Below are 21,234 nucleotides of genomic sequence, written 5' to 3'. Positions count from 1 at the left end.
ACGTTCGGCGTCAATCCGGACGGACGCCCAATCCTGCCGCCGACCGGAGCCGCGTACCGACCCGATCCACGGCAGGAGCGGGGGACCCACAGGAATCACCGCCTGTTCCGGTCTCCGGAACGGCTAGGGGTAAAGCCGTGCGCAAACACGGCCGGACATCTCCAGTCCGCACCCGACAGCTCACCTCGCAGGCGCCGGAGAGGAATTCGTCATGCCCGCGAAGGGTAAGCACCGCCGTCCGAAGTCCCAGCGCTTCACCCGCTCGATCGCCGCCGCCGGGACCGGTGGCGCGGCGCTCGCGCTGCCGTTGATCGGGGCCGCAGGCGCCCACGCCGCGACCCCGAGCGGCACCGTCTCCGGTGTCTCCGAGAAGGCGACCACGATCGCCGCCGAGAAAGCCGCGGCCGAGGCGGGCGCGCGGATCGAGCAGGCCGAGAAGGCCGCGCAGGCGGAGAGAACCGCCACCAAGAAGGCGGCTCCCAAGACCTACTCGGTCAAGGTCGGCGACTACCTTGCGAAGATCGCGGACGAGCAGGACGTCGAGGGGGGCTGGAAGCGGCTGTACTCGGACAACCGCGAGGCGGTCGGCTCCGACCCCTCGCTCATCCACCCGGGGCTGAAGCTCACCATCGGTGAGCGGGCCGCGTCGAGCGAGACGTCGCGCTCCTCCTCCAAGCCGCAGCTGTCGCAGTCCTCGAAGCCCGCCGAGTCCTCGAAGCCCGCCGAGTCCTCCAAGCCCGCCGAGTCCTCGAAGTCCTCGGGTGCGGCGAAGCAGGAGTCGAAGGACACTCAGGCGTCGACCTCCACGGGGAGCGGCCAGTCCTCGACGTCCAACGCCTCCGGCTTCAGCCGGCCCATCCTGAGCGCGACCGTCGGTACCGCGTACAAGACCGCCGGCAGCATGTGGTCCAGCGGCTACCACACGGGTGTCGACTTCGTGGCCCCGACCGGGACCAGCCTCAAGGCCGTGGGCGCGGGCACCGTCGTCTCGGCCGGCTGGGGCGGCGCGTACGGCAACCAGGTCGTCATCAGGCTCGCCGACGGCTACTACGCCCAGTACGCCCACCTGTCCTCGATCTCCGTCTCCGCCGGCCAGGCCGTGAGCGGCGGCCAGCAGATCGGCCTCTCGGGCGCGACCGGCAACGTCACCGGACCGCACCTCCACTTCGAGATGCGCACCAGCCCGAACTACGGCTCGGACATCGACCCGCTGGCGTACCTCCGTTCGAAGGGCGTCGGCATCTGATCCCGCCGCCGCGCCCGCCGAAGGCCGGACCCCCTGACCGGGGTCCGGCCTTCGGCGTTCCCCGGGGGCTGCGGGCGTGCGACCGTCGCGTGCGGTTTGGGCCGTGGCGGCTTCATGATCACCGTGTTGTGCGGTGGTGGAGTGGAGTGACTTCCGGTTCGAGGGCTTCGGGGTGTGGAGGCTCCACTGACGGGGCCCGGGTATTCCGGGTTGACCGACACTTGACACGTGGTCTATCTCACCGTCCGTCAAGCCCTTGTTACGGTCGCGTAGGTCACATCCGAAGGTGAATCATGGCCCGATGTGACAGACGATTCGAAGGGCAGCAGAGCAATGATCGGGTCGTACGTGGCGCTGGGGGACAGCTTCACCGAGGGCGTCGGCGATCCCGGGCCCGACGGGCGGTTCGTCGGCTGGGCCGACCGTTTCGCGGTGCTTCTCGCGGACCGGTTGCCCGAGGGCGACTTCGACTACACCAACCTGGCCGTGCGGGGGAAGCTCCTCGACCAGATCGTGGAGGACCAGGTGCCGAGGGCGCTGGAACTCGCCCCCGATCTGATCTCCTTCTGCGCGGGCGGCAACGACATCATCCGGCCGGGCACCGATCCCGACGAGGTCGCGGAGCGGTTCGAGCGGGCGGTCGTCAGGCTCACCTCGGCCGTCGGCACGGTCATGGTGACGACCGGGTTCGACACCCGTGACGTGCCGGTGCTGAAGCATCTGCGGGGCAAGATCGCCACGTACAACCTGCATGTCCGGGCCATCGCCGACCGGTACGGGTGCCCCGTGCTGGACCTGTGGTCGCTGAAGACGGTGCAGGACCGGCGGGCCTGGGACCTGGACCGGCTGCATCTCTCCCCGGAGGGCCACACGCGGGTCGCTCTGCGGGCAGGGCAGGTGCTGGGGGTCGAGGTTCCGGCGGATCCCGATCAGCCGTGGCCGCCGTTGCCGCCGCGCGGGACGCTGGAGATGCGGCGGGACAACATCCAGTGGGCGCGGGAGTATCTGGTGCCGTGGATCGGCCGGCGGCTGCGGGGGGAGTCCTCCGGGGACCATGTGACGGCGAAGGGGCAGCTGTCGCCGGACGACATCAGGTTGCGGATCGAGACGGTGGCTTGAGGGCGGCCGAGTTCGTGGCTTGAGGGACGAGCGGTGGCCTGAGAAACCTGGTGCCGCGGCAGGCAACGTTCGCCCGTCAAGGAGCGGTGTTCGGTGCGGGCACCGCACAGGACTTTCAGAACACCCCCCAGGAGGCCTCAACCACCGGTTCCTCTCGTATACCTCTCCGTCTTGCTTGCCGGACTGTGCCCAGGCTCGGGCCGTGAGGTTGGCCGCGTCGGGCGATCCTCGGAAATGATGCCGCGCTCGCGCAGGGCGGTGGTGGCGAGGAACGCCCCCACATGCAGGTCCCGGGCGGACCTTCGGGTTCATGATCCGGGTTCATGAGATGAATGGGCGGCCTTCGTGGCGCTAGAAGGACGCCAGCAGGCTGTCGAGGGCGGCCCGTTGGTGGTCCGGCGTCGCGGTGTGCGGTACGAGCAGCGCGTTGACCTGGAAACCGGCCAGCACCGCGAGCAGCGCGTCGGCGCTCCGCTCGTCCGGCGCGGCGCCCCGGATCTCGCCGGCCGCCCTGGCCTCGGCCAGACAGTCGGTCATCCGCTGCCGCCACCGGTGCACGGCGGTGACGTGGACGGTCGCCATCCGCGGGTCGTGCAGGGCGCGGCCCCAGAACGCGACGACGACCCGGGCCTCCAGAAGCCGTGTCTCGTCCAGCGGCATGATCTCGTGGCACAGTCGGCGCAGCGCCACGAGCCCGGTGGTGTCGCCGATGGCCCGCGCGGCACGCACGTCGGTGCTCTCGACCGCGTACTGGAAGGCCGCCAGCAGGATGTCGTCCTTGCCGCGGAAGTACGGGGCGAGGGCCCCGTTGGCGTACCCCGCCTCGGCGGCGAGATCGCGCATCGTGACCGCGTCGAGCCCCTCGCGGGCGATCAACGCCCACACCGCCGTGACGATCTCACGACGGCGCGCGTCATGGTCGACGATCTTCGGCATGAGCCCGCCGACTCCCTTCCTCCGACGGGACCGGCGCCCGCCTGTGCCGCTTCACCATGCCATGGCGGTCATCGCCGCGACCATGAGGACCGCCGCCGCGTCCTGCCGTCGCGCCGACGGGCCGTGTCCACCGCGTAGTTGAGAGAACATCACGGTTCCCGTCCGCGTCACCGCCCAGCAGGCGGCCACGAGCAGCGCGAGCCCGCCGGCCCCCGTTCCGGCACCGGTTCCGTGGTGCGGCACGGCCGTTCCCCACGGCAGCGCCGCCGTCAGCAGTGCCATTGCCGCGAGGTCGGCCGTCTCGGCGGCTCTGCCGCGCCCCGGGCACCCCGCGCACAGCCGCCACACGGCGGCCGCCGCGACGGCGGCGGTACCGGCGAGCGCCGCCCCGCCCGACCGCTCGCCCGGCAGGACCATCACGGCCATCACCACCGTGACGGCGGCGTGCGGCCCCCAACCGTGCACCGGCCCTGGCAGATGACCGGCCAGGCAGACCACCGCCGCCGCCAGACCGGCCACCGCAAGCAGTTCATGCATCGCAGCAGCCGTGGGAGACGGCTGCGGCCGGTGGGACGTCCAGTGTCGGGTTGCGGTCGAAGAAGCCCGTCGGGGTGAGCTTGAAGCCCGTGCGGTCGACGGGCATGATCGGCCAGTCCTCCGGGCGGGGGGCGTGCGTGAGGCCGAAGGTGTGCCACACGACGAGCGACCGGCCGTCGAGGGAACGGTCCGCGGCCGTGTAGGCGGGCAGGCCCGCGCCGCCGGGATGCTGGTTGACGAAGTCGCCGGCGGGGTAGCGCTCGCCGGGATCGTAGGCGGTGACCCACAGATGCCGGGTGGCGAAGGTCGCGCGGGCGGCGATGGACGAGCCCGGGTCGGCGAGCAGGGTCGGCCTGCCCTCCGGGTGGAGGGTGTACCCGACGGGCGTGCCCAGGGCGTTGAGAGACTCGGGGTTCGAGATGTGCCACACCCGGCCGACGGCGGGGTCGGCGTCCCGCTGGGCCTCCGACTCGGTGCGCAGCGGTGTGTGCCGGAAGGTGAACGCGTTGCCCCGCGGGTTGTCCGGTCCCATCGGTACCCGGACGGCGTCGATCTCCTCCACCCGGTTCGCCGGGCCGTCGACGGCCATGTCCAGGCGGGCGCAGAACAGGTGCTGGTGGTACGGGGCGCCGAGCCCCGGGGCGATCTCGGAGGCGTACGGGTGGCCGGGGCCGGGGTAGGCGGAGGGGAAGACGATGCCGGTGGCCTTCGCCTCGAACTCGATGGCGCCGTCGAGGTAGAGGTACCAGTAGAAGCCGTAGTCGTAGTTGCCGATGGTGGTGAAGAAGGAGAGCACCATCCGGCGCTGACGGCGGGTCTCCGCGCGGCCGGTCCACAGGTCGGTGTGCTTCCAGAGGATGCCGTGGTCCTCCTCGTGCAGACAGATCGCGTTGCGCAGGGTGCGCGGCGCGCCCGTGTCGTCGGCGATGACGGCGTCCAGGTAGGTGATGTCGCCCAGGCAGTCACAGCCCAGTTCGAGGGCGTTCGCCATGCGGCCGATCAGGAACTCACCGGTGTCGAAGTAGTTCTGCCAGGAGCGCACCGGCGACGGGTCGGCGTAGGGGACGACCATCTCGGCGATTGAGGCGCGGTGGATGACGGGACGGTCGCGCCCCTTGTCGCCGTCGTGGAAAGCGATCTGGTGGAGGACCAGGCCCTCGCGGGCGTCGAAGCCGATCCGCAGGGACCAGTTCTCCCACTCCAGGAGGTTGCCGTCGAGGGTGAAGCTCGGCCCCTCGGGCTGGGTGATCTCGATGGGCTTCTGGCTGGTGCGGCGGCCGGTGACCGCCGGGTCGCCGAAGTCGACGGACACATCGGGCAGCGGCACCGGGTCGAGGTCGATGATCCGGTCGACGGCCTTGTTCAGCACGTCGACGTAGACGACGAGACCGTCGACCGGATTCCCCCAGGCATAGTCCTCCGGGTTCTTCTGGACGAAGGCGAGGCCCCGCAGGACACGGCGTCCGGCCTCCTCGGGGTATTCGTCCGCGTACACCCCCGCGGAGAGCGGGGCGACCCGTACCAGCGCCCCGTCGAGGCCGCGCCGGGCGAGGGCCGCCCGCCATCCCTCGTCGGCGGCCACGATCTCCTCGATCAGATCGAACTCCTCCTCCAGGATGGGGAGTTGCCCGTCCTTGACGGCATCGAGCGGGTGGTCGGAGTCGATCGTGCGGCGGGTCAGCGAGAGCACGACGTCATGCGCGGGCGCCCCCGCCGTGTCGTGCAGCATGACCCGCACACGACGGTCGACGGGATCGCCCGGGGCGTGCGCCATCAGGAGGTCCTTCTCCGGCTCTTCCAGGCCGAGGTACGCGAAGCGGCTGGTGTCGGTCAGCAGGCCGGCTTCGGCGAGGATCGCGCGGGCCGCGGTGATCTCACTCGGGGTGAGCGGTGCGAGGGGGTGAGGGGCAGGGGAGGTCATCGCGTTCCTTCCGGGGGAGGCCGCCGTTTTTTCAACGTGCGTAGATGAAAAACGCGTGGCCCGTGTCCCGTCCAGAGCCCGGCAGGGGCTTTCCCGCCCGGAGCACCGTGCTCAGCCGAGCCCGTGCACGGAACGCCACCTCGCAGTGCACTGAGCGGCGGAACCGGGGCGACGCGGCACCGTCAGCCGCCCAGGCGCGCGGGCCGCACCGGCGCCTGACCCCGTCCGGCCCGTCGCCGGTAGTCCCGCGGGGTCTCGCCGTAGACCGCCTTGAAGACGCGGGCGAAGTGACGGCCGTCGAGGAGTCCCCAGCGGGCGGCGATAGCGGCCACCGGCTGGTCCCGGGTCGCCGGGTCGGAGAGGTCACGGGCGCACTGCTCCAGCCGCCGGGTGCGGATCCAGCCGGCGACCGTCGTCTCCTCCTGCGCGAACAGCTTGAAGAGATAGCGCCGCGAGATGCCGTGCGCCCCGGCGATCACGTCCGGTGTGAGGTCAGGGTCGGCGAGATGGCGCTCGATGTAGTCGCGGATGCGCAGCATGGTCGCCAGATGGGGTGCCACCGGCGCAGCCCGGTTGAGCCGCTCGCACAGCAGCGCCGTGACCAGGGACACCGCTCCGTCCGCCAGCCGCGACACCTCGGGCCCCGCACAGTGAGCGCTCTGCTCGGTCAGCGACCGCAGGAACGGCGCCACGACCGCGCCCACCCCCTGGTCCGGAGCCATCCGCCGGCCCGTCACCGCACGCAGGGTCTCCGGTCGCAGCGGGATCAGCGGGCGCGGCACCAGCACCAGCACCGTGCTGAAGGGGCTCTCGTACGTGAAGCCGTACGCGCGCGAGGTGTCGCACAGCGCCAGGTCACCCGGTGCGAGCCGGCTCCGCACGCCGTCCTGCTCGATCACCGCGGAGCCCGAGACCTGGAGGGCCAGCTTGTAGAAGTCCTCCTCGTGGCGCGCGGCCGACGACTCGGTACGCCGCACCCGCAGCGGTCCCGCGCTCAGCGCACTCAGCCGCAGCGCGCCGACCCGGCCGGTGGCGGCCGTGCCGTGGAAGACATCGGTGGCCGTCCGCGTGGTGTCCAGCGGCGCGACCATCAGACGGGCCATCTCCTCGACCCAGAAGTCGAACCGCTCGTCCGGGGAGACCTGCTCGGTCGTCACGACGGTTCGCATGGACGCGCTCCATCCGGTCGTTGCTGCTCCGCCACCGTATCGGCAACTCCCCTTGACCGGAAGATCGTTCCCGTCCGCCCGGGGCGGACCGGCGGAGCCGGGCGGGCCGACGGAGCGCTGTCCGTACCCCCTCGGTTCCGCTCCGTGCATGCAGTGGCGAAAGCGCGTGCACGGCCGCGCACCCTCCCACGGCCCGATGGCAGGACAGTGTCCCCCATCACATCCGGACGGCGGTCACCAGGATCCGACACGGTCCCGGCGCGAACGCGCCCGTCCTCAGCCTGACGCCCCCTTTCCCTGCGGCGTCCCCTGTCCGGGTCCCGTGCCGTGTTCCCCGCCGGCGCGCTCCGTACTGATCAAGGAGTCCCCTTGTCCCAGCAGCCACGCGATGCGGGACACCGCACGCACCTACGCCGTGGTGCGGTCGGTGTAACCGGCATCCTCTTCTTCGTCCTGTCCGCGCAGGCCCCCCTCACCGGCATCGTCGGCACCCTGCCGGTGCCGCTCGGCCTCGGCAACGGCGGCGGGGCGCCCGCCGCGTACCTCGTCGTCGGTGCCGTCATCGCCGTCTTCGCCGTCGGGTTCATCACGATGAGCCGGCACGTCACGGACGCGGGAGCCTTCTACACCTATGTGACACGCGGGCTCGGCGGGACCGTCGGAGTCGGCGCCTCCCAGACCGCCCTGCTCTGCTACGGCGCCACCCAGGCGGGCATGTACGGCCTGTACGGCGTCGTCGTCAAGGGCCTGGCCGTGCAGTACCTCTCCATCGCTCTGCCCTGGTGGCTCTGGGCGGTGGCGACGATGGCCCTCGTGCAGATCCTGGGCTCGCTCAACATCGAACTCGGCGCCAAGCTGCTGGCGTTCCTCGTCGTCGCCGAGAGCTCCCTGCTCGTGGCGTTCGCGATCCACGAGTTCGTCACCGGCGGAGGCCCCCAAGGGCTGAACCTCACCGGTAGCTTCGCGCCGTCCGCGTTCCTCGCCGGGGCGCCCGGCGTGGCCCTGACCTTCGCCATCGCCTCGATGATCGGCTTCGAGTCCGCGGCCATCTACGCGGAGGAGGCCAGGAACCCCACCCGCACCGTGCCGAGGGCCACCTACCTCTCCGTCGTCGTCATCTCGGTGTTCTTCAGCTTCGTCTCCTGGATGGTCGTCAGCCACCACGGCGCGGACAGGGTGCAGGACGTGGCACGCGCCGCCCTGCGCGACGGCGACGCCACCTCGGTGGTCCTGGCGCCCGTGACCGACACCCTCGGCCCGTGGGCCACCGACACCATGGCCGTCCTGCTCGCCTCGTCACTCCTCGCGGGCATCCTCGCGTTCCACAACGCGATCAACCGCTACCTCCACTCGCTCGGCTCCACCGGCGTCCTGCCCGCACGGCTGTCGCACACCAACCGGCACGGGGCGCCCCACATCGCCGGACTGACGCAGACCGTCCTCGCCCTCTGCATGGTCGTGCCGTTCGCCGTGGCCGGCGCCGATCCGGTCGTCACCCTGCTCACCTGGGGCGGGGGAGTGGCGGTGCTGTCGCTGCTGGTGCTGTACATCCTCACCTCGCTCTCCGTCGTGACCTTCTTCCGGCGGACCCGCCTGGACACCCGCCCCTGGCACACACTGATCGCGCCGAGCCTCTCGGTCCTGCTGCTGCTCGGCGTCATGGTCATGGCCATCGCCAACTTCCCCACCCTGATCAGCGCCTCCGGCGGCACCGCCCTGCTTCTGGAGCTGGGTGTCCTGCTGGTGTTCGTCGGCGGGCTCGTCCTGGGTGCCGTGCGGGGCGGCCGTCTCGGCGGCGGGCGCCGGACGGACGGGCGGGAGACGGAGCCGGCGCCGCCCGAGGTGCCCTCGTCCCTGTGAGGACTCCGGCACCCGAAAGGGGCGGTCTCCTGGAGACCGCCCCTTCTCGCCGTGCCGAGCCACTCACTCCACCGAGCCCGAACCGCCCTCCCCGTCGACGGAGTTCGGTTCGATGCCGACGGCGCCGACCGTCTCCCGCCAGGCCTCCAGCCCGGCCTGGAAGGCGACGATGCCGGCCTCCGGCAGGGCGATCTCGATCGCCTCAAGGATCTCCCGCGGGGTGACCCCGAGGTCGAGAGCCACCCGGATGTGGCTCTGGATGTGATGCCGGTCCGCGCGCATCACGGTCAGGCTGAGGATGAACAGCAGTTCCTTGGTGCGGCGGTCCAGACTGCGGGGCGCCAGATAGGCCGCCCGGACCAGCTCGTTCGCCGCCCGCAGGACGTCGAGGTCGTACCGCGCCATGACCTTGTGGTAGTCGAGGACGTACCCGCGGTCGCGGGCCATGGCGTCGACATACTCCTGCGCGGCCGCGGAGGGGGCCGGATCGGCGGTCATCCCCGGCCTCCCCCGGACGGGCACACAGGGACGTACTCGGTGGCGGGGACGAGAATCCGGTTGGTCTGCCGGACGAGCAGCTCCCGCACCCGGCCGCGGAACGACGCGAACTCGTCGTCCTCCGCCAGCGCGGCGCGTCTCTTGGCGCGGTCCTCCAGGCTCTCGAAGCCCCAGAGGTAGACCAGCGTGTTGAGATCGCCGACCTCGGTGGTCCAGCAGCCGAGGAGGTTGCCGAGGATCCGCAACTGGGGCTCTCGGCCGTACTCCTCCCACAGCCGCACGTAGTGCGCCGCCGCGCCCGGCTTGAGCAGGTAGTCCCGCTGCTCGACGATCACGAGGCCTCTCCCTCCGGGACGGGCACCGAACGCCAGGCGTCCTTGGACTCCGCGGCCCGCGACGGCGCGATCAGCCGCTCGAACGCGTCGGTCACCGCCCCGAGGTCACGGGGCACGGCCAGGGCCGCGAGATACCGGTCCGGCCGGACAACGGCGACACCGCCCTCGTGCGCGGCGAACCAGTCCCGCAGGGTGCCGTCGACGTCCTCCACCGTCACCGAGTCCGTCGCCGACGTGCGCCGCTCGGTACGGGACCGGCCCGAACGGGACTCGACCACCGTGAGGTACCGCGTGCCGATCCGGTCCCAGAAGGTACGGCTGTCGGGATCCAGATGGACGAGCGGATCGGTGCCGTAGCCGATGAGGGCGAACCACTCGCCGAGGGTCTCGTCCAGCGGGACGACCCGCCCGTCGGCGGTCTCCACCCTCGGCTGGACGAACATCCGGCCCACCGGGGAGTTCCGCCGCCCCGCCCGTCGGCCGTGCAGCATGATGCCCTCGGTGTACCGGGGGACGGGCTTGAACCTCATGTGCACCAGCCAGCTGCGCACCGGCGGTGCGACGGTGAGGCCCCGCACCAGCGTGTCGCGCGCCCGGGCCACCGTGGTGTTCGTCGGCGAGAGGAACCGGCCGATGGCGTCCGACAGCTTCACCATCGCGTGGGCGTGCTCACGCCGCTCGGTGTCGTAGGTGGCGAGGATCCGCGGATGGGCGCGACCGCTGACGACGGCGGCCAGCTTCCACGCGATGTTGGTCGCGTCCCGGATTCCCGTGTTCATGCCCTGCCCCGCCCACGGCGGCATGAGATGGGCGGCGTCGCCCACCAGACAGACCCGGCCGTCCACGAACCGGTCGGCCACCCGCGAGTGATGCGTGTACACGCGGGCCCGGATGATGTGGAGCGCCGTGGGGTCGGGCACGTGCCCGGACAGCAGCTCGTGCACCTTCTCCGGCCGCAGCATGGCCTCGGCGTCCTCGCCGGGGAACAGCATGAACTCCCAGCGGCGGTAGTTGTACGGCAGGTCCAGGCAGACGTAGGGGCGCTTCGGGTCGCCGTGCAGCCCCGTGTACGGGGCGTCGAGCGGATCGTTGTCGCACTCGATGACCACCCACTTGCGCGGGTGGGTGTCCCCGCTCAACGGGATGCCCAGCTGCTCGCGCACGGTACTGCGGCCGCCGTCGGCGGCGACCACGTAGTCGGCGTGCACCAGCCCCCGTTGTCCGTCGGGCCCGACGACGTGGAGCCGGGCCTCGGTGCCGTCCTGCTCCAGACGCACCAGCTCATGCCCCAGCAGGGACCGCACGCGCGGATAGCGGGTGAGACCCTCGCGCAAGGTGCGTTCGGCGAGTTGCTGCATGAAGATGTTCCGCCGGGGCCAGCCGAACTCCTTGGTGTCCGGCCGGATGTCGGCCAGGCAGTGTCCGTTCGCGGCGAACATCTTCAGCGGCACGTTCTGGATCATGTCACCGAGCATCTCCTCGGCGAGCCCGATGCCCTGGAAACTGCGCAGGCACTCGTCGTCCATGCCGACCGCGCGGGGATAGTCGACGATGTCCTCGCTGCGGTCGATCAGCAGGGTGCGCACTCCGTAGCGGCCCAGGTAGTTGGCGACTGTCACACCGACGGGTCCGGCGCCGACGACGGCCACCTGGGCGCGGTGCACGACGGGTTCGGTCATCGCACGGCCTCCGCGCTCCTGAGGAATCGGGTGAAATGGTGGTGGAAGGGCTCCGGGGCGTCGTCGTGCACGTAATGGCCCGCGCCCGGGACCTCCACCAGCCGGATCCGCGGGTTGCGGTGCGTCATCGCCACCGCCGTGGCGGCGGGGAGGAAGTCGGACTCCCCGCCGCGGACGACCAGGGTGGGGCAGCGCAGTGCCTCGACGTAGGGCCACAGGTCGACCTGGCGGGCCGGATTCGGGTCCAGGCGGGCCGCAGCGATGCCCGCCAGGTCGAACTTCCAGCGCCAGCGCCCCTGTTGGTCCGGTGTGAGGGTGTGCCGCAGTCTGGATTCGAGGGCCTCTTCGGAGATGTGCGGCCGGATGCTCCGCCAGTACCGGCGGGCCGCCTCCTGGTCGGGGAAGTCACGCGGGGTCTCGGCCACTTCCCTTCTGATGCGCTCGGCGCCCGCACCGGACAGCGAGGAGCCGGGGCCGATGTCCTCGACGACCGCCGCACGCACCCGCTCGGGGTGGCGTGCCGCGTAGACGTACGTGGTGGCGCCGCCCATGGAGTGGCCGAGCAGCACGAATCCGTCCAGGCCGAGGAGGTCGGTGAACTTCTCCAGATCGGCGACGTAGGACTCCGTGTGGTACGCGCCGTTCGGGTCCCAGTCGCTGTCGCCCCGCCCGCGCGCGTCGAGGGCCAGGACGCGGTACCGGTCCCGGAGCCGCCCGGCCAGCGGCTCGAACGTCCGGGCGTAGCTGCGCAGTCCGTGCAGCATGACGATCGCGGGCCGGTCCTCGTCGCCCCACTCCACGTAGTGGGCGCGCAGTCCGTTGAGGGTGAGGAACCGGTCCCGCCCGCCGGAGGTGGTGTCGGCGGCCATCTCAGCGCAGCCCGTCCTGGCCCCGGACCTCGTCGGCGCGGATACCGCCCAGCCGCGCGTGCAGCCGGCCGCGGGTGGCGAACGCGAACACGACGACGACCTCGTCCGGGTTCGGGGCGTCGGAGAAGCTCACCGTGATGGTGTCGTAGTGCGAGCGGACGTACAGCGCGTCCTTGTGGGCCAGCGGAACGTCGAGGACCGTGCCGGGCCCGCCCCGCTTGCCCGTCGACGGCACCCACGCCTTCCCGCCGCCGACCGCCTCGCGCACCGGGTCCGCGAAGACCGCGGTGAGGAAGGCGTTGCCGTGCTCGTACTCGCCGGCCGTGCCCACCAGGCACGCCTTCCCGTAGCTCTGGATCGCGAGGCCGCCGGCCGCCTCCAGGGCGCGCCGGCCGAACTCCTCACCCAGCTTCGGTGAATCGGCCACGACGTCGCCGAGGTCCTGGCTGAACCGCCCGGCGTAGGGGTTGTGGACCGCCGCCGCGATCACGATCTTGCGGACGGGGTCGCCGTCAGCGAGGACACCGGTCTCGTTGGCGAGGGTGTCCTCGGTCTGGGTGAACCACTTGCGGATGTGGTACCCGGCGAAGTTGGGCTGGGGCATGGGTCTTTCCTCCGGGGCGGTCAAGGGGGGAGGGGATGAGGGCATGAGTGGGGGACGGCGGGGCGAGTGAGGCACGGCGGGGTCAGCCGCGGAGCGGTTCGATATCCACCGGTTCGCTGGGGGCGCCGTACAGGCCGAGGACGCGCTTGCCCTCCTCGTCGTCGGTGACCGTCTCGTGGAAGAACTCGAAGCGGTTGCCGTCCGGGTCGGTGAAGTACAGACCGAAGCCGATCTTGTGATCGGTGGTCTTCACCACGGGCACGTCCTTGGCCAGGAGCATCCCGTACAGCCGCCGCCACTCGTCGAGGTCGCCCTCCACCTCCAGCCCGTAGTGCTGGAGACCGACGCCTCCGACGACCGCGCCCTCCTCGGCGCGGATGAGGGCGATGTCGTGGTGCTTGCGCCCGAAGGACAGGAACACCCACTGCGGGCCGCGCGCGGTGACCTCCATGCCGAGGACGTCCTCGTACCACGCGGCCGAGGCCTCCGGGTCGCGGACGAACAGCGACAGATGGGTCCGGCGCACCCGCGGCCGTACGACGTCACGCGGGTCGGCGGGGATCGGCGTGGGCTCCTCGTGCGGGGCCAGTACACGCTCGTCGGGCTCCATGCTCAGTGTCCTTCCGTGGTGGGCGCTACGGCGGGGGTCCAGGTCACATCGGTGATCTCGCTGAACTCGCGCCACTCCTTGCGCCAGTTGCGCCCGGCGTCCGTGGAGCGCAGGAGATGGCCGTACTTCGTGCCCGCGAAGACCAGTTCCGGGTCGGCGGGGTGGGTGCCGAAGGCCCAGACGGTCGAGTTGGCGGGCGTGTCGAGGACGGTGTCCTGCCAGCTGCGCCCCAGGTCCTCGGAGCGCAGGATCCGGGTGGTGGTGCCGGGGGTGCCGTCGCCGATGCCGAGCAGCAGGTCGTCGGTGCCGGGGAGCTGCTTGACCAGCCGGGTGTAGTAGATGCCGAACGTCTCGCGGGAGTCGGTGCGGGTCCAGGTGGCCCCGTCGTCGTGGCTCACGAACAGCGCGTTGACGACCGCGACGACGATCGTCTTCGGCGGGCCTTCGAGGACGACGACACAGTGCACGTCCGAGTTGGTCACCCCCTGGGGCAGGGAGGCCGGGGTGCCGTCGATCCGCTCCCAGGAGTCGCCCCGGTCGCCGCTGCGCCACAGGCCGCCCTCCTCGACACCGAACCACATGTTCTTCGGCTCATGGCGGTCGACGACGCAGGTCAGGATGCGGGGACGGTTGACGCCGGCGCAGAACTCCGGGATCTCGGGCGGCAGTTGCTCCCAGCTCGCCCCGCTGTCCGTGGTGCGGAACATGGCGGCCCGTGAGGGGGCGCCGGTCCCGACGAGCATCGTGTCCGGGTGGGTGGGGTCGATCGCCAGCGACCAGATGGTCCGGTCGTTCATCGGTGAGTCGACACGGTGCCAGGTGACCCCGGCGTCACCGCTGCGCACGAGTCCCGCGTCGGCGCCGGCGAAGACGACCTCGGGCTGTTCGGGGTGGACGGCCAGGCAGCGGACGACGGCGTCGAACTCCAGGGCCTGCCCGAGTCCGAGCCGGGACCAGGTGGCGCCGTCGTCGGAGGAGCGCAGGATGCCCTGGCCTGCGGTGGCGACCAGGATGGTGCCTTCCATGTGGGGTTCTTCCTTTCGGAGCTGCGGAACGAGGGGGTGTGTGAGGGGTGTTGAGGGGCGCGGGGACTGTGGTGGAGACGTCCGGGGGCTGTCAGAGGAAGATGCCGCGGGTGAGGCCGCCGTCCATGCCGAGCGACTCCCCGGTGATCGCGGCGGCCCTGGGGGAGGCGAGGAAGCAGACGGCCTGGGCGATCTCGTCCGCCTCCAGGACCCGGCGGATCGGTGTGCGGGCGACGAAGTCCGCCTCGACCTCGGCCGCGGTGATGCCGCGCTTGGCGGCCTCCTTCTCGTACAGCTCGTGGATGTGCTCGGTCTCCACCACACCGGGGTGCAGCGTGTTGACGGTGACGCCGGACGGGCCGAGCTGGTCGGAGAGCACCTTCGTGAGGTGGACGACGGCGAGATTGCGCATTCCGGAGAGCGCGTGGCTGGAACGGCCGGTCAGCCCGCCGATGTTGATGATCCGGCCGTAGCCGTTCGCCTTCATGTGCGGGGTGACGGCCTGCGCGCAGCGGAAGTAGCCGACGACCTTGGTGTTGAGGTCGGCGAGCAGCAGCTCCGGGTCGGCCTCCTCGACCGCGTTGCGCACCAGCCCGGACGGGGCCGCCGCGCCGTTGACGAGGATGTCGACGCGTCCGAACTCGTCGGCCACGCGCCGCACCATGGCGCGCACGGACTCGGTGTCATCGGTGTCCGACACGAGCGGGACGACCCGGCTGCCGGTCTCCGCCTCCAGCTCCTTGGCGGCGCGTTCCAGCAGGGGCAGCCGACGGGCGGTGACGACGACGGTCGCACCCTCCGCGGCGAGCGCGCGAGCGGTGGCCCGGCCGATACCGAGGCTGCCGCCGGTGACGATGGCGGTCCTGCCATCCAGTTCGAGGTCCATGCATGGCTCCACAGGGGTGATCGGGACATGGGGGTACGACGACGAGGGGGTGTGGAAGCGAGACGGCACGCGACGTCAGGGGGGGACGCTGCGCCGAGGGGCACCCGCAGCCGAGTGCCTGCGGTGCCAAGGGGAATGCGGAATTGCGCGCCTGTGGCGTCGAGGGGCGCGCTGTGCGGCGCGACCGCGGCTGCCCGCCCGGGAGTGGACCTCGGCCTCAGCCCAGGTTGACCCAGACGCTCTTGATCTCGGTGTAGTGGTCGAGCACGGTCCGGCCCATTTCGCGGCCCCAGCCGGACTGTTTGAAGCCGCCGAAGGGCGACGCGGGATCCGTGAGGTTGTAGCAGTTGATCCACACGGTGCCCGCCTGTAGTTCGTCGGCGATGCGGTGCGCGTGACCCAGGTCGGACGTCCAGATGCCGGCCGACAGCCCGAAGGGCGAGTCGTTGGCCCGCTCGACCAGGTCGTCCACGTCGTCCCAGCTCATCGCCGCGAGCACGGGGCCGAAGATCTCCTCCCTGACGATGCGCAGACCGTCGTCGGGCGCCACGAACACCGTCGGTTCGACGAAGTAGCCCGCGTCGTACGGCGCGTCGAGTCCGGGCCGCCCACCGCCCGCGGCGAGCCGTGCCCCCTGCTCCCGGCCGGCGGCGATGAACCCGGTGACCCGCTCGTGGTGGCGCGCGGAGACCAGCGGACCCATCTCGGTGGCCGGGTCGCTGCCGGGCCCGACGACGATGCCGCGGGCGCGCTCGGCCACCGCGTCCAGTACGTCGTCGAAGATCTTGCGGTGTACGTACAGCCGGGAGCCGGCCGTGCAGACCTGTCCCTGGTTGAAGAAGACGGCCTGCGCGGCGGCTTCGGCGACGGCCTCGGGGTCGGCGTCGGGCAGCACGATGTTGGGGGATTTCCCACCGAGTTCGAGGGAGACCTTCTTCAGGTTCCCCGCGGCGGCGCGGACGATGGCGCGGCCCGTCTCCGTGGACCCGGTGAAAGCGATCTTGTCGACCCCGTCGTGTGCGGCGAGGGCGGCACCCGCCGAGGCACCACGCCCGGTGACGACGTTGACGACACCGTCCGGCACCCCCGCCTCCTGGAGCAGCTCGGCGAGCCGCAGCGTGGACAGCGGGGTCTCCTCGGCGGGCTTCAGGACGACCGTGCAGCCGGTGGCCAGCGCGGGCGCCAGCTTCCAGCACGCCATCGACACGGGGAAGTTCCACGGCACGATCAGTCCCGCCACGCCCACCGGTTGCCGCGTGGTGTAGTTCAGCACGCGCAGTCCACCGCGCGGCGACACGGGGATCGTGCTGCCCTCCAGCTTGCTCGGCCAGCCCGCGAAGTAGCGGAACAGCTTCACGCTGGTGCCCACGTCCACCGCGCGTGCCACGGAGACCGGCTTGCCGTTGTCGCGCGACTCCAGCAGGGCGAGTTCGTCCGCGTGCGCCTCGATGACGTCGGCGACCCGGTTCAGCAGCACGCCCCGCTCCAGCGGGCTCATTCGCCGCCAGCCGGGGTCGCCGAACGCGCGGCGCGCCGCCGTGACGGCCCGGTCGACGTCGGCGGCCTCGCCGTCGGGAACGGTCGTGAGCACGGTGCCGGTGGCGGGATCGACAGTGGCGAACGAGTCGCCGGAGAGGGCGCCGACCCAGCGGCCGCCGATGAGCATGGTCCGCGGCTCGGCGAGGAAGCGGTCGACCGCCCCCGCCGCGTCCGCGACCGGGTCTGCTGTGCTGTGCATGGCGGCTCCTCTCACAGGGCCATCTCGATGAGCTGGGGACCGTCGGAGGCGAGCGCGCGGCCGAGCGCGCGCCGCAGTGCCTCGCCCGTCTCGACCCGGGTGCCGGGTACGCCGTAGGCGCGGGCCAGCGAGGGCCAGTCGAAGGCCGGCGCGTCCAGGCTGGTGAGCGCCATCGCGTTGGGACCGGGACTGCTCTGGCCGTGCCGGTCGAGTTCGGTGCGCAGCACGTTGTAGACGCGGTTGGACGCGATGAGGGTGACCACGGGCAGCTGCTCCCGGGCCATCGTCCACAGCGCCTGGATCGTGTACTGCGCGCTCCCGTCGGACTGGAGGGCGACGACCTTGCGGCCGGGCGCGGCGATCGCGGCGCCGACGGCGGCGGGCAGGCCCTGGCCGATGGCCCCGCCGGTGTTGGTGAGGGTGGTGTGCCGGGCGGCGTGCGACGAGGCGGTGAAGAAGGGGTAGCCGCAGGTGCCGCCCTCGACGGAGACGACGGCGTGTTCAGGGAGCAACGCCGAGACGATGCGGCCGACCGACCGCGGCGTCAGCTCTCCGTCCGGGAGCCCCGCGTCGTCCGGCCGGGCGGGTGACGGCGGTTCGGGCGCTCCCAGGGCGTCCGCGAGGACCTCCAGCGCGTGCGCGCCGTCCTCCTCCGGTGTGCTCAGCACCTCCACGGTGCCGGGGGGAGCGAGCAGGCTCGGGATCCCTTCGTAGCCGAAGTACGACACGGGTTCCAAGGCCCCTGCCAGCAGGACGAGTTGAGCCCCGGCGAGAGCCTCGACCGCCCTCTCCGGGAAGTAGGGCAGGCGGTCGAGGTCCGGGAGACCGCCGCCGCGCTCGGCGGCGGCCGGGAAGGTCTCGCTGTACAGCACCGCCCCGGTGGCGGCGGCGATCCGCGCGGCCGCCCGCTGCCCGCGCTCGTCGAGCGCCGTCCCGCCCAGCAGGAGGACGGCGCGCTCTCCGGCCCGCAGCCGCTTGGCAAGGGCGTCGACGACCTCGGCCGCCACCTCCCGTCGGCGCGGTGTGCCGGGCAACTCGACGTCCACCGGGCCCTCCAGGACCTCCTGCTGGAGGTCGGCGGGGGCGATGAGGGTGGCCCCGCAGCCGGGCGGGGCGCCGGCGGCCCCGATGGCGCGGGCCGTCAGTTCGGCCAGACCCGCACCGGAGGCGGCGGTGCCGACCCAGCCGGAGACGGGGCGCGCCAGCGAGACGATGTCCGAGGTCAGGGGCGCGTCATGGGCGAGATGCCAACTGGCGTGGTCCCCGACGACGTTGAAGACGGGGGAGTGGGCCCGGCGCGCGTTGTGCAGGTTGGCGATGCCGTTGGCGAAACCGGGGCCCAGATGGAGCAGCGTCATCGCCGGCCGGCCGGCGATCCGGGCGTAGCCGTCGGCGGCTCCGGTGCAGACGCCCTCGAAGAGCCCGAGCACCGCGCGGGTGCCGGGGACCGAGTCCAACGCGGCGACCAGCGGCATCTCGGTGGTTCCCGGATTGGCGAAGCAGACGTCCACTCCGGCGGCGAGCGAGGTCTCGACCAGGGCCTCCGCCCCGGTCATGACGCCGAACCGGTTCGCCTGCCAGACGGTCGTGGCGTGGTTCATGGACTTTCCTCCGTGCACTATGCGCACCGTCCGTGCGTATAGTGCACAGCATTGGCAGGGGAGGAGCCCGGCGTCAAGCCCCGGGGTCGGCGGACCCGTGGCCTACGCTGAACGCGTGAGCGGAACCAGGAAGGTGGTACGCGGGGTGCGGGCAGAGGCCGCGAACGGCACGGGAAGCAGTGCGCACGGACAGGGCGAGGAGGGCGGGGAGGCGGTCAAGAGGCCCAGTCAGCCGCCGTCGCAGACGCTCGTCCGGGGCCTCGCCGTCCTGCGGGCCGTCGCCCACCAGCCCCGCGGACTGACGGTCGCCGAGATAGCCGCCCGGACGGGGCTGCACCGGACCGTCGTCCATCGCCTCGCGGGCACGCTGGCCGCCGAGGGGTTCCTGGCGAGGAGCGCGGACGGCGCGTACGTGCCCGGCGGGGAACTCCATACGCTCGCGGGCTCCTCCCGGCCCACCCTCGCGGAGTTCGTCCAGCCGCTGCTGCAGCAACTCGCCGACCGCTACGGCGGTACGGCGATCCTGTTCTTCCCGGAACCGGACTGCGTCGTCGCCGTAGCCACGGCTGTCCCTCGGAACGCCGACTACCACCTCGCCTACCGCAAGGGCTCCCGTCAGCCGCTGGACCGCGGGGCCGCGCCGTGTGCGATCCGCGCCGGGCGGGCCCCCGCCGACGACGACCCGGAGGCGGTACGGGATGCGCGCCGCCGGGGCTGGGTCACGAGTCATGGCGCGGTCGAGCCGGGTGCCCACGCGGTCGCGGCGCCGCTGGCCCGGGGAGGGGACGTGCTGGACGCCTGCGTCATGTTCGTCTCGCACCGCCAGGACCGCGTCGACGAGGCCACGCCGGACGTGGTTTCCGCCGCGCACGCCGCCCGGGCGTTCCTGCTCGGGCCGCGGTAGGCCGCCGCCCGGCTCCTTCTTCTCGGTCAACGGCCGCCCCCGTCGCAACAGTTCGGCGGGGGCGGCCTCCTTTGTGTCCGGCGGGCCTTGACACCCACCACCAGCCACCACACCATGTGCTACCAACAAACGTACACCATGTACGAATATCGCACAGTGGTGAAAACTGGAGGCTGATCGGGATGACAAGCCCTGATCGCATCACCCTGGCTCACGGCCGCCTGTCGTTGATCGGCGTCCTCACTCAATCCATCGGCTTCATGGGGCCGGTCTTCTCGGTCGCGGCTCTGCTGCCCCTGGTCGTCGGCCTGTCGGCCACGGGGCGCGGCGCCGGCGTCGCCACCCCCGTCGCGATCGCCATCGCCGGCATCGGCATCTGTGGAGTCGGATGGGTCATAGCCCAGTACGCGAAGCGGATCCATCTGTGCGGTTCGCTCTACGAGTACGTGAGCGACAGCGCCGGCCAGCGCGTCGGCGTGGTCGCCGGATGGCTCTACTACGGCGCCATGATGGTGCTGGGGGCGTCGACCTTCCTCGTGCTGGGCGGACTCACCCAGACCTGGCTCCTCAACTCGCTCTCCGTCGACGTGCCGTGGTGGCCCCTGTCGCTGGGCTACGCCGCGCTCGTCGTCGCCCTTCTCGTGGTCGGCGTCCAGGTGTCCATCCGGGCGCAGCTCTTCCTCGCCCTGGTCACCATGGTCGTCGTCCTTGTGTTCTCCCTGGTCATCGTCTTCCGGGTCGGCGGCAGCAGCCAGGGCCTGTCCGCCGAACCCTTCGACCCGTTCTCCGTGGGAGGTCTGGACCTCCTCTACGGCGTGCTCTACGGCATCAACATGTTCATCGGGTTCGAGTCGGCCGCCAACCTGGCCGAGGAGACCGAGAACCCCAAGCGCCACGTGCCCCGCGCGGTCATGTGGTCGATCAGCATCGTCGGGGTCTACTACCTGATCGTGGCGTACGCGCAGGCTCTGGGCTTCGGCCTCGACGCGCAGGCGTGGAAGGACAGCGTCTTCCCGCTGGAGGCCCTGGCCTCCGGCAAGGAGTACGGGTCCGACGGCTTCGGGACCTTCATGGGGATCCTGATCATCTTCGACGTTCTCGCGGTGGCGATCGGTGTCGGCGTCGCGTCCAGCAGGGGGATGCTCTCCATGGCCCGCAGCGGCCGACTGCCCTCGGAGCTGGCGAAGTTGCATCGCCGGTTCTTCACCCCCGTATGGGGCTGCGCCCTGTTGGGTGTGTTCGCTTGTGTGACCATCGTCGCCGTCCGTGTCGGCGACGGCATCTTCCCGCGAGAGACCGCTCAGCCCGGTGTCCTGCAACCGCAGTGGTCGCCGGCGTTCACCTGGATGGCCGGCTTCGGCGGTACCGGCCTCGCGCTGATGTACATGATCGTCGCCGCACTCGGCGTGAAGGGCCTGTGGCCGTACGTCAACCGTGCCAAGCTCCTCGTCGCCGGCAGCGTCGGGGCCCTGGTGGCGGCAGGCGCGGTGTTCGGCGCCGTCTACAAGGCGCAGAGCCCTCTCGACACCGTCCCCTGGGCCCTTCTCGTCTGGGTGGCACTCGGCGCGGCGTGGTCCTTCTTCATCCACGGAAGGTCCTCCCGGCAGGGAGGCGTCGCCGACGAGCCGGCGCGCAGATCGAGTGAGGTGACCACAGGATGACGGCGCCCGTATCCGCCACCCCGCCCCATCCCCCGC

19 protein-coding genes and 1 riboswitch are annotated in these 21,234 nt (G+C 71.6%); of the genes, 5 read left to right on the top strand and 14 right to left on the bottom strand.

The window, feature by feature from the left end:
- Positions 1–48: 48 nt before the first annotated feature.
- A riboswitch (cyclic di-AMP (ydaO/yuaA leader) is annotated at positions 49–207 on the top strand.
- 4 nt (positions 208–211) lie between these two features.
- Together GWK25_RS27925 and GWK25_RS27920 are read left to right on the top strand one after the other, a co-directional pair.
- Positions 212–1,246 (top strand): M23 family metallopeptidase, encoded by a 1,035-nt coding sequence (locus tag GWK25_RS27925; RefSeq protein WP_215454086.1) that lies wholly within the window; start codon positions 212–214, stop codon positions 1,244–1,246.
- A 333-nt stretch (positions 1,247–1,579) separates the two neighbouring features.
- Positions 1,580–2,365, top strand: coding sequence for an SGNH/GDSL hydrolase family protein (locus GWK25_RS27920; protein WP_215457633.1), 786 nt, complete (start codon positions 1,580–1,582; stop codon positions 2,363–2,365).
- A 351-nt stretch (positions 2,366–2,716) separates the two neighbouring features.
- Here the strand turns inward: GWK25_RS27920 and GWK25_RS27915 are convergent, their stop codons facing one another.
- The 4 genes from GWK25_RS27915 to GWK25_RS27900 all read right to left on the bottom strand — a co-directional run bounded on the left by GWK25_RS27915 (position 2,717) and on the right by GWK25_RS27900 (position 6,928).
- A complete protein-coding gene (locus GWK25_RS27915; protein WP_215454085.1) occupies positions 2,717–3,301 on the bottom strand; it encodes a TetR/AcrR family transcriptional regulator in 585 nt (194 codons plus the stop codon).
- A 51-nt stretch (positions 3,302–3,352) separates the two neighbouring features.
- Complete coding sequence (locus GWK25_RS27910; RefSeq protein WP_215454083.1) at positions 3,353–3,838, bottom strand: hypothetical protein; 486 nt, start codon at positions 3,836–3,838, stop codon at positions 3,353–3,355.
- The gene (locus tag GWK25_RS27905; RefSeq protein WP_215454081.1) at positions 3,831–5,759 is read right to left on the bottom strand and encodes a primary-amine oxidase; all 1,929 of its coding nucleotides are present in this window, start codon (positions 5,757–5,759) and stop codon (positions 3,831–3,833) included. The genes GWK25_RS27910 and GWK25_RS27905 overlap by 8 nt, the downstream gene beginning before the upstream one ends.
- A gap of 182 nt (positions 5,760–5,941) precedes the next feature.
- Positions 5,942–6,928, bottom strand: coding sequence for a helix-turn-helix domain-containing protein (locus GWK25_RS27900; RefSeq protein ID WP_215454080.1), 987 nt, complete (start codon positions 6,926–6,928; stop codon positions 5,942–5,944).
- Positions 6,929–7,297: 369 nt separating this feature from the next.
- Here GWK25_RS27900 and GWK25_RS27895 point away from each other — a divergent pair, with 369 nt between their 5' ends.
- Positions 7,298–8,788, top strand: a complete 1,491-nt coding sequence (locus GWK25_RS27895; protein ID WP_215454079.1) for an APC family permease — start codon at positions 7,298–7,300, stop codon at positions 8,786–8,788.
- A gap of 63 nt (positions 8,789–8,851) precedes the next feature.
- On the opposite strand, the gene GWK25_RS27890 is transcribed toward GWK25_RS27895, so the two are convergent.
- The 10 genes from GWK25_RS27890 to GWK25_RS27845 all read right to left on the bottom strand — a co-directional run bounded on the left by GWK25_RS27890 (position 8,852) and on the right by GWK25_RS27845 (position 18,633).
- Complete coding sequence (locus tag GWK25_RS27890) at positions 8,852–9,286, bottom strand: carboxymuconolactone decarboxylase family protein (RefSeq protein WP_215454078.1); 435 nt, start codon at positions 9,284–9,286, stop codon at positions 8,852–8,854.
- Positions 9,283–9,621, bottom strand: a complete 339-nt coding sequence (locus tag GWK25_RS27885) for an NIPSNAP family protein (RefSeq protein WP_215454077.1) — start codon at positions 9,619–9,621, stop codon at positions 9,283–9,285. Before GWK25_RS27885 ends, GWK25_RS27890 begins: the two co-directional genes overlap by 4 nt.
- Entirely contained in the window at positions 9,618–11,300 is a 1,683-nt protein-coding gene (locus tag GWK25_RS27880; protein ID WP_215454076.1) for a bifunctional 3-(3-hydroxy-phenyl)propionate/3-hydroxycinnamic acid hydroxylase, read from the bottom strand. The genes GWK25_RS27885 and GWK25_RS27880 overlap by 4 nt, the downstream gene beginning before the upstream one ends.
- A complete protein-coding gene (locus GWK25_RS27875; RefSeq protein WP_215454075.1) occupies positions 11,297–12,169 on the bottom strand; it encodes an alpha/beta fold hydrolase in 873 nt (290 codons plus the stop codon). The genes GWK25_RS27880 and GWK25_RS27875 overlap by 4 nt, the downstream gene beginning before the upstream one ends.
- A 1-nt stretch (position 12,170) precedes the next feature.
- The gene (locus GWK25_RS27870) at positions 12,171–12,773 is read right to left on the bottom strand and encodes an amino acid synthesis family protein (protein WP_215454073.1); all 603 of its coding nucleotides are present in this window, start codon (positions 12,771–12,773) and stop codon (positions 12,171–12,173) included.
- 82 nt (positions 12,774–12,855) lie between these two features.
- Positions 12,856–13,383 (bottom strand): VOC family protein, encoded by a 528-nt coding sequence (locus GWK25_RS27865; RefSeq protein WP_215454072.1) that lies wholly within the window; start codon positions 13,381–13,383, stop codon positions 12,856–12,858.
- Positions 13,384–13,385: 2 nt separating this feature from the next.
- The gene (locus tag GWK25_RS27860) at positions 13,386–14,408 is read right to left on the bottom strand and encodes a glycoside hydrolase (RefSeq protein ID WP_215454071.1); all 1,023 of its coding nucleotides are present in this window, start codon (positions 14,406–14,408) and stop codon (positions 13,386–13,388) included.
- Positions 14,409–14,499: 91 nt separating this feature from the next.
- A complete protein-coding gene (locus GWK25_RS27855; protein ID WP_215454070.1) occupies positions 14,500–15,294 on the bottom strand; it encodes an SDR family NAD(P)-dependent oxidoreductase in 795 nt (264 codons plus the stop codon).
- Between the two features lie 217 nt (positions 15,295–15,511).
- On the bottom strand, positions 15,512–17,032 hold the full coding sequence (locus tag GWK25_RS27850; RefSeq protein WP_215454069.1) for an aldehyde dehydrogenase: 1,521 nt from the start codon (positions 17,030–17,032) through the stop codon (positions 15,512–15,514).
- An 11-nt stretch (positions 17,033–17,043) separates the two neighbouring features.
- A complete protein-coding gene (locus GWK25_RS27845; protein WP_251829065.1) occupies positions 17,044–18,633 on the bottom strand; it encodes an acetolactate synthase large subunit in 1,590 nt (529 codons plus the stop codon).
- 115 nt (positions 18,634–18,748) lie between these two features.
- On the opposite strand from GWK25_RS27845, the gene GWK25_RS27840 reads away from it, so the two are divergent.
- Together GWK25_RS27840 and GWK25_RS27835 are read left to right on the top strand one after the other, a co-directional pair.
- Entirely contained in the window at positions 18,749–19,537 is a 789-nt protein-coding gene (locus GWK25_RS27840) for an IclR family transcriptional regulator (RefSeq protein ID WP_215454068.1), read from the top strand.
- Between the two features lie 182 nt (positions 19,538–19,719).
- Positions 19,720–21,198: an APC family permease gene (locus tag GWK25_RS27835; RefSeq protein ID WP_215454066.1), complete on the top strand. Its 1,479-nt coding sequence runs from the start codon at positions 19,720–19,722 to the stop codon at positions 21,196–21,198.
- The last annotated feature ends 36 nt before the right edge of the window (positions 21,199–21,234 follow it).

This window comes from Streptomyces sp. ATCC 21386, from assembly GCF_018728545.1.
Lineage (GTDB): Bacteria > Actinomycetota > Actinomycetes > Streptomycetales > Streptomycetaceae > Streptomyces.
This window is presented reverse-complemented; position numbering and strand designations above follow the sequence as displayed.